Source organism: Actinoallomurus acaciae, assembly GCF_042429965.1.
GTDB lineage: Bacteria > Actinomycetota > Actinomycetes > Streptosporangiales > Streptosporangiaceae > Actinoallomurus > Actinoallomurus acaciae.
In genome coordinates this window covers 1-6663 of sequence record NZ_JBHLZP010000443.1, presented here as the reverse complement: position 1 = coordinate 6663, position 6663 = coordinate 1, and the positions used below count along the sequence as shown (strand labels likewise).

Below are 6663 nucleotides of genomic sequence, written 5' to 3'. Positions count from 1 at the left end.
CGTACGAGCGGGCCCGCCCGGTCCCGGTGCCGGCCGCGCAAGTGGCGCGGGCCATCGTCGACGCGGTCGAGCGCGAGCGGGCCGAGGTGTACGTGCCGGGATGGCTGGAGGCGCCGGCCCGGCTGAGGGGTGCGGCGCCCGGTGTCTTCCGGCGGCTCGCCGCGCTGTTCGGGGGTGTTTCGTAGGTCCCGTGCGCGAATCCGGGCGGCGGGCCGATGAGACACCCCTCAGCGTGGGATGTGGCCGGCTCGCGGCTCATCTGGTCTCCCGTTCCCCCGCCCCTCTTCTTTCAGGGCCGCGCCGTCAGCGCGCGGGGCGGGGACCACGCCGGCGGCCGAACCGGAGACCGCCGACGAAGATGTCGATCAGGAGGACCGGCGCCCCGATGATGAGGAGAGGCGGAAGAGCCCCTTGACCGTGACGCCGACGATCCCGGGGACGATCGCCACGACCGTCGGGATCCGGAGGACACCCATCGCGAACGCTCCCCCCGTTGGGCGGACTCGCAAGCTCTCCCATCGTATCCTCCCTGGTCAGGCCTGCTTTGCGCCACCGCCGACGGCGTGCAGATGACGGAGCGCCGTGGCGTAGGACTCGATGGGGCCCTCCTCGGTGTACGGGAGGCCGGCGAGGCGGCAGTGGTCGCGCACGAGCGGCTGGGCGCGCCTCAGGTGCGGACGCGGCATGCTCGGGAACAGGTGATGCTCGATCTGGTAGTTGAGCCCGCCGAGGAACCAGTCGGTCAGCGTGCCCCCGCGGACGTTCCGCGAGGTGAGGACCTGCTTGCGCAGGTGGTCCCAGCGCTCGCCCGGTTTCGGCATGGGCATGCCCTTGTGGTTCGGGGCGAACGCGCAGCCGAGGTGGAGGCCGAGCAGCGCCTGGTGCGCGAGGACGAACGCGATCGCCGCGCCCGGCGAGAGCACGGTGAACAGCAGTCCGAGGTAGGCGCCGAAGTGCGCGCCCAGCAGCAGTGCCTCCGCACACGCCTGCCCGCGCCGGTCGCCGCGACGGCAGCGGTCCACGACGTACCGGACGCTGCTCACCTTGAGGTTGATGCCCTCCAGGAGGAGCAGCGGGAGGAACAGCCGGCCCTGGTTGCGGGTGAACCAGCGGGCGAACGCCCCGCGGCGCCCGGCCGCCTGGTCCGTGGACCAGACGAGGACACCCGGGCTGACGTCCGGGTCCTTGTCCTGGTGGTTGGGGTTGGCGTGGTGCCGGTTGTGCTTGTCGGTCCACCAGCCGTAGCTCAGCCCGAGCCCCAGGTTCCCGACGAGGAGGCCCAGCAGCCGGTTGGCCCGCCGGGTGGCGGCGATCTGCCCGTGCCCGGCGTCGTGGCCGACGAAGTACAGGCGTGTGGTGAACACCGCCGCCGGAAGCACCAGCACGGCCTGCCACCACGAGGGGCCGACCAGCGCGACCGCACCCCAGATGGCGGCGTAGGCGAGCACGTCCAGCCCGATCAGCAACGCGTAGCGGCCACGGCGGCGATCCAGCAGCCCGTGGGCGCGGATCTGCCGGACCAGTGGCGCGAACCCGCTCCGGGGCACGGTGACGTCGGTTGTCAGGGTCATCGGATCTCCTCGCAACGGCGCCGGACGCCCCCGTCCCTCCGGGGACGCGGACGCCGTGATCAGTTGCCTGAAACCGTAGGAACGGCGGGATCGGCGCCCCAGCCGGTCAGCCCCCGTACCGGGGTGCGTGTAGCTCCGCTCCCGGGGTGGTGCTGACCCCACCTTCTCCGGGGCATCGCGAGGTCAGGGCCGCGTCGCACCGGGCACGGCGCGGGCGGGCCGGCCGGTCAGTGTCCCCAGGCGCGCAGGAGTGAGGCGACGTGGGCCTCGAGCAGCGGTTCCGGCAGGGGCGTGGGAGCCGTGAGGATCCGGGCGAGGACCGGGCCGGTGAGCTGGGCGACGCACAGGGCGGGATCGGGCATGTCCGGCGCGCTCCGGCGGACGCGGGTCAGGACCTCGCGGGCGCTCTCGGCCGGCAGGTCGGTCTGCTCGACCAGCTCGCGCACGGCGGGGTCGTGCTGTGCCTCGCCGACCAGCGCCCGGTAGGCGAGCCCCGCGGGCGAGGTCGTGAGGAACTCGGTCAGCGCGGTCAGGTAGGCGAGCAGGTCGGCGGCCGGGTCCGCGTGCGGCGGGATGACGAGCTCCTCGCGGGCGTCGGTGAGGCACGCCTCGATCAGGATCTCGGCCTTGGTCGACCACCACCGGTAGACCGTCTGCCGGCCCACGCCGGCCCGCTCGGCGATGCCCTTCATCGTCATCGCCGCGTAGCCCACGTCGACGAGGAGGTCATCGACCGCGTGGAGCACCGCCCGGCGGGCGCGCTCGCTCCGGGGACGGCCCGTCCGTGGCCTGGACGGGGCCCGGCCTGTGTTGAGGACCACACTCAGAGTGTAGCGATACACCGTGTCTCGTTATGGTAGATTCACTTACGAGTCATCGTGAGCCGTAAGTGAGCACGCCGATTCCGTCAGTGGTCACGGTGCCGCGGCAGCCCTTCCGCTCTCGCCCCCGATCGTCCGCGTGAGGAACCCCCCATGTGCGCCGCCTGCGGTGTCCCCACCCACGTGCCCGAAGCCGGCACCGACGAACCGGCCGTCGTGGCCGCGCCCGAGCCGGAGGTCGCGACCGGCGTCGCGGCGGGCGGCCGTGCCACGCCGAGGTTCGCGGCCCTGCGGAACCGCGACTGCCGCCCGTACCTGTTCGGCGCCGGCCTGGCGATGATGGCCGACAACATCGAGCACGTCATCACGTACTGGGTGCTGTGGCAGAAGTTCCACTCCCCCGCGCTGACCGGTTTTGAGGTCATCAGCCACTGGGTGCCGTTCCTGCTGCTGTCGGTCATGTTCGGCTCCTGGGCCGACCGGTACGACTGCCGCCGCCTCATCCAGGGCGCGCAGGCGCTGTTCATGCTCGTCTCCATCAGCTGGGGCGTGCTGTTCCTCACCGGTTCGCTACAGGTCTGGGAGGCCTGCCTGCTCCTCGTGCTGCACGGGTGCGCGGGCTCGCTGTGGGCGCCCGCCGAACAGCTGATGCTGCACGACTTCGCCGGCCGCGCCGAACTGCCGAGCGCGGTGCGGCTCAACGCGACCTTCCGCAGCCTCGGCGTCCTGTTCGGCCCGGTCGTCGGCTCGGCGCTGCTGCTCGGCCTCGGCCCGACCGCCGGCATCTTCGCCAACGTCGTGTTCTACCTGCCGCTGACCCTGTTCCTGTTCCGCACCCGGTTCACCGGGCACACCAGGGAACAGCGGGTGGCCCGGCCGCGCGTCGGCATCCTCGATTCGCTGCGCGTCCTGCGCGACGTCCGCTCCGACCACACCGTGGTCAGCATGATCCTCCTGGCCGGGCTCGCGTCGTTCTTCGTCGGCACCTCGCTGCAGTCGGCGATGCCGATCTTCGCCCACGACCTCGGGGCCGGCAACGCGGGCGCCGCGTACGGGATCCTGCTGTTCGCCAACGGCGCGGGCGGCGTCGTCGGCGGCATCCTGCTGGAGATCACCGGCCGCATCCGGCCGACCGCCAAGGCCGCCGTCATCAGCACCGTGATCTACGGCGTGACCAGCCTGTTCTTCGCCACCACCGCCAACTATCCGCTCGCCGTCGTGCTGCTGCTGGCCGGCGGAGTGGCCAACCTCGCGTCCATGTCGATCGGGCAGACCGTCGTGCAGCTGCGCGCCTCCGCCGCCGACCGCGGCCGGGTCATCGGCCTGTACGGCGTGTCCGCGAACGGGCTGCGGACCGGCAGCGGCTTCACCGTCGGGCTCGCCGCCTCCGCCGTCGGCGTGCACTGGTCGCTCGGCCTCAGCTCCGCCGCCCTGTGCGTGGGCACCCTGGCCGCCGGCGTGTACGCGCTGCGCGAGCGTGCGAGCGGCTGAGCGGCCTCAGCAGGCGTTCTTCAGCGAGACCGACGCCCCGGAGGACGACGTCCTCCCGGCGGCCGGTGTCCTGCGCGCTCCGGGTGTCGCGCTCGCCGGCGGGGTGGGCGGCTGAGTGCTCTTGGCGATGGCCTGGGCCGCCGCGTGGCGCATCACCGAGACGATCGCCGCGTCGGCCGGCCGGTCGGTGTGGAACCCCGGGATCTTGGACGGGTCGTAGGAGAGGCTGCTGATGTCGGCACCACGCTTGACCGTGCCGGCCAGTTTCACCAGGGCGGGCAGGAGCGCGGCCGGGATGTTGGTGGAGATGGTGCTCTTGGCCGCGTTCGCCAGCTTCTCGAAGTGGGTGACCACCTTCTGCGGGTCGGCCTGGTTCGCGATGTCCCGCATCAGGCACTTCTGCCGGTCCATACGGTGGAAGTCGTCGTCCGCGTGGCGGGTGCGGCCGTACCAGAGGGCGTGCTCGCCATCCAGGTGGTGCCAGCCGGGCGTCAGGTAGCCCGACGGCGGGATGCCCCGGTCCGGGTCGCCGCCGATCGGGAGCGGCCTCCCGTCGGCCGACGCCAGCACATGCACCTTGACTCCGCCCATGGCGTCCACGATGTCCTTGAAGCCATCGAGGTTGACCAGCACGTAGTAGTCGAGCTTCAGCCCGGTCAGGTAGCCGATGACGTCCTCGAGCAGGTGCGGGCCACGCTGGCCCTTGCCGTACCCGGGTTCGAGGTTCGGATGCTTCTCGCCCTGGATGTACAGCTCGTTGAGCAGGCACGCGCCGGACGGGCAGGTGCCGTTCGGCGGGTAGTCGCCCGTGTAGCCGTTCGGCCAGACCGAGCGCAGCCGTGACGGCACCTGGAACCGGTAGAGCGCGCGCGGAAGGCTGAGCAGCACCGTGTTGCCGGTCTTGGTGTCGACGCTCGCGACCGTCATGCTGTCGGTGCGGATGCCGGTACGGTCCTTGCCCCCGTCGCCGCCCAGCAGCAGGACGTTGACGCGCGGCTTGTTCTTCCACGGGTCGGCGGCGTCGACGGTGCCGCCGGACCTGTCGTCGCCGGGGAAGATGCTCGACAGCGTGTCGCGCAGCACGTACGTCGCGTTCGCCGCGTACACCAGCGGCGTGCAGACCACGAGCGCCAGGATCACGACGAGGGTGCCGGCGGTGAACCGCATCGCGCCCGGCAGGCCGCGCGGGCACACCACCTGGAAGGACCGGATCACGACCAGCGCCCACACGACCGCCAGTACGAGGATGCCCGCGGCGATCGCGTTCAGCCACGCGCCCTGGACCACCAGTTGCTTGAGCCGCTCCTGAAAGGCCAGCGCCGCCGTTGCCGCGCCGAACACGAGCAGTCCGAGCGCTCCCATGAGCGACAGACCCGCGGCGCGGCGTCCCGCCGAAAGGTGGGCGATGCCCCAGACCACCGACGAGGCGAGGGTCAGGCCGAGGGCGCGCCACAGCCCGGCGATGGGAACAGGTCTGCGGCCTCGCGTCACGCGGCTCTCATACCGGCGTCGTGCCATGACCTCTCCTCTGCTCGTCGCGTCTCGTCCCCTCAGACGGATCTGAGACCAGCGCGCTGCGCCGTCCACGGCGTGCCGGCGACGGTGCACGGGACTCGCTGAGGCGGGCAGCGAGGCTTCTACCGGGCGTCATTGTGCAGGAGGAACGGTCCCGGTCGGCGGGAATTTACCTAATTCGGATATATGCCGACGAAAACCGTCGTATCCCACAGGGTCGCCGTCCGGGTGGTGCCTCACGGCCTTTCCGCGCCCCGGCACGGCCCGTTGTCGGCGGCGACGAGCTCGGCGAACTCGGTGGCGAGAGGGCTGAGGACGTTCCACTGGCGGACGGCCCAGCCGACGGTGAGCGAGGTCAGGGCGGGGATGGGAATGGCACGGATCGGGCTGTCGGGCGGGGTCACGAGTCTGGGCAGGGCGGGCAGGATGGCGTGGCCGACGCCTAGCTCGGCGAGCAGCACCGCGGTGTCCCAGTCGGCCACGCCGACCGGTGTGGGCGGACCGGCCCCGAGGCGGATGAAGTCCTCCTCCAGGCGGCGCCGGGAGGCGGAGTTGTCCGGGTGCGCGATGTAGCGGATGGCCGCCAGGTCGGCGGGCTCGAGGGAGTCGCGCGCGGCCAGCGGGTCGTCGGCGTGGACGACCAGCACCCAGGGAAGGTCGACGATCGGCCGCTGCCTGATCTGGGGCAGCGGCCGATCGAGGGTGACCCACGCCAGGTCGGCCCGTCCGCCGTGCAGCAGCTCCACGCATCGCCGCGTCGACTGGGCGGAGTGGAACTCCAGGCCGACGTGCGGGTACCGGCTGCGGAAGGCGGAGATCGCACCGGCCATGAAGTGGCGCACGGTGACCCCGCCCGTGGTGACGCTGACCGTGCCGCCGTGACCGTCGCGGAGCTCGCCGAGCCGCCGGAGCGCGACGTCGAGGGCGCCGATGCCGCCGAGCGCCGCCTCGTACAGGATCCGTCCCGCCGGGGTCGCCGCCACGCCGCGGGGCCGCCGTTCGATCAGGGCCACGCCGGTCTCGCGTTCGAGGCGTTTGACGTGCTGGCTCACCGCCGACTGGCTGCACGAATGGGCGCGGGCGACGGCGCTGAGATTCCCCGTCTCGTACACGGCGATGAACACCCGGAGGTCGTCGAGGGTCATTAACCCAAGCTATCCCTGGGGCCATCCCCAGGAAATCCAGGAATTGACTCGGGGCACGCCCCGCTTCCAGGATGGCGGCAACGGCCGGGTCCCAGGGCCCGCGGCCGTGGCGGCAACCCG

At 72.0% G+C, this 6663-nt stretch carries 5 protein-coding genes and 1 pseudogene; 2 read left to right on the top strand and 4 right to left on the bottom strand.

The features are described from left to right. A pseudogene (locus ACFFNX_RS37860) lies at nucleotides 1-185 on the top strand (SDR family NAD(P)-dependent oxidoreductase); the annotation flags it as partial. Between the two features lie 348 nt (nucleotides 186-533). On the opposite strand, the gene ACFFNX_RS37855 reads toward ACFFNX_RS37860, so the two are convergent. After that, the gene (locus tag ACFFNX_RS37855) at nucleotides 534-1571 is read right to left on the bottom strand and encodes a fatty acid desaturase family protein (protein ID WP_378210886.1); all 1038 of its coding nucleotides are present in this window, start codon (nucleotides 1569-1571) and stop codon (nucleotides 534-536) included. Between the two features lie 227 nt (nucleotides 1572-1798). Next, a complete protein-coding gene (locus ACFFNX_RS37850; RefSeq protein ID WP_378210885.1) occupies nucleotides 1799-2392 on the bottom strand; it encodes a TetR/AcrR family transcriptional regulator in 594 nt (197 codons plus the stop codon). 153 nt (nucleotides 2393-2545) lie between these two features. On the opposite strand from ACFFNX_RS37850, the gene ACFFNX_RS37845 reads away from it, so the two are divergent. Further along, nucleotides 2546-3883, top strand: coding sequence for an MFS transporter (locus ACFFNX_RS37845; protein WP_378210884.1), 1338 nt, complete (start codon nucleotides 2546-2548; stop codon nucleotides 3881-3883). 6 nt (nucleotides 3884-3889) lie between these two features. Here the strand turns inward: ACFFNX_RS37845 and ACFFNX_RS37840 are convergent, their stop codons facing one another. Next, nucleotides 3890-5401: an LCP family protein gene (locus tag ACFFNX_RS37840; protein ID WP_378210883.1), complete on the bottom strand. Its 1512-nt coding sequence runs from the start codon at nucleotides 5399-5401 to the stop codon at nucleotides 3890-3892. Nucleotides 5402-5634: 233 nt separating this feature from the next. Beyond that, nucleotides 5635-6543, bottom strand: coding sequence for a LysR family transcriptional regulator (locus ACFFNX_RS37835; RefSeq protein ID WP_378210882.1), 909 nt, complete (start codon nucleotides 6541-6543; stop codon nucleotides 5635-5637). Between the last annotated feature and the right edge of the window lie 120 nt (nucleotides 6544-6663).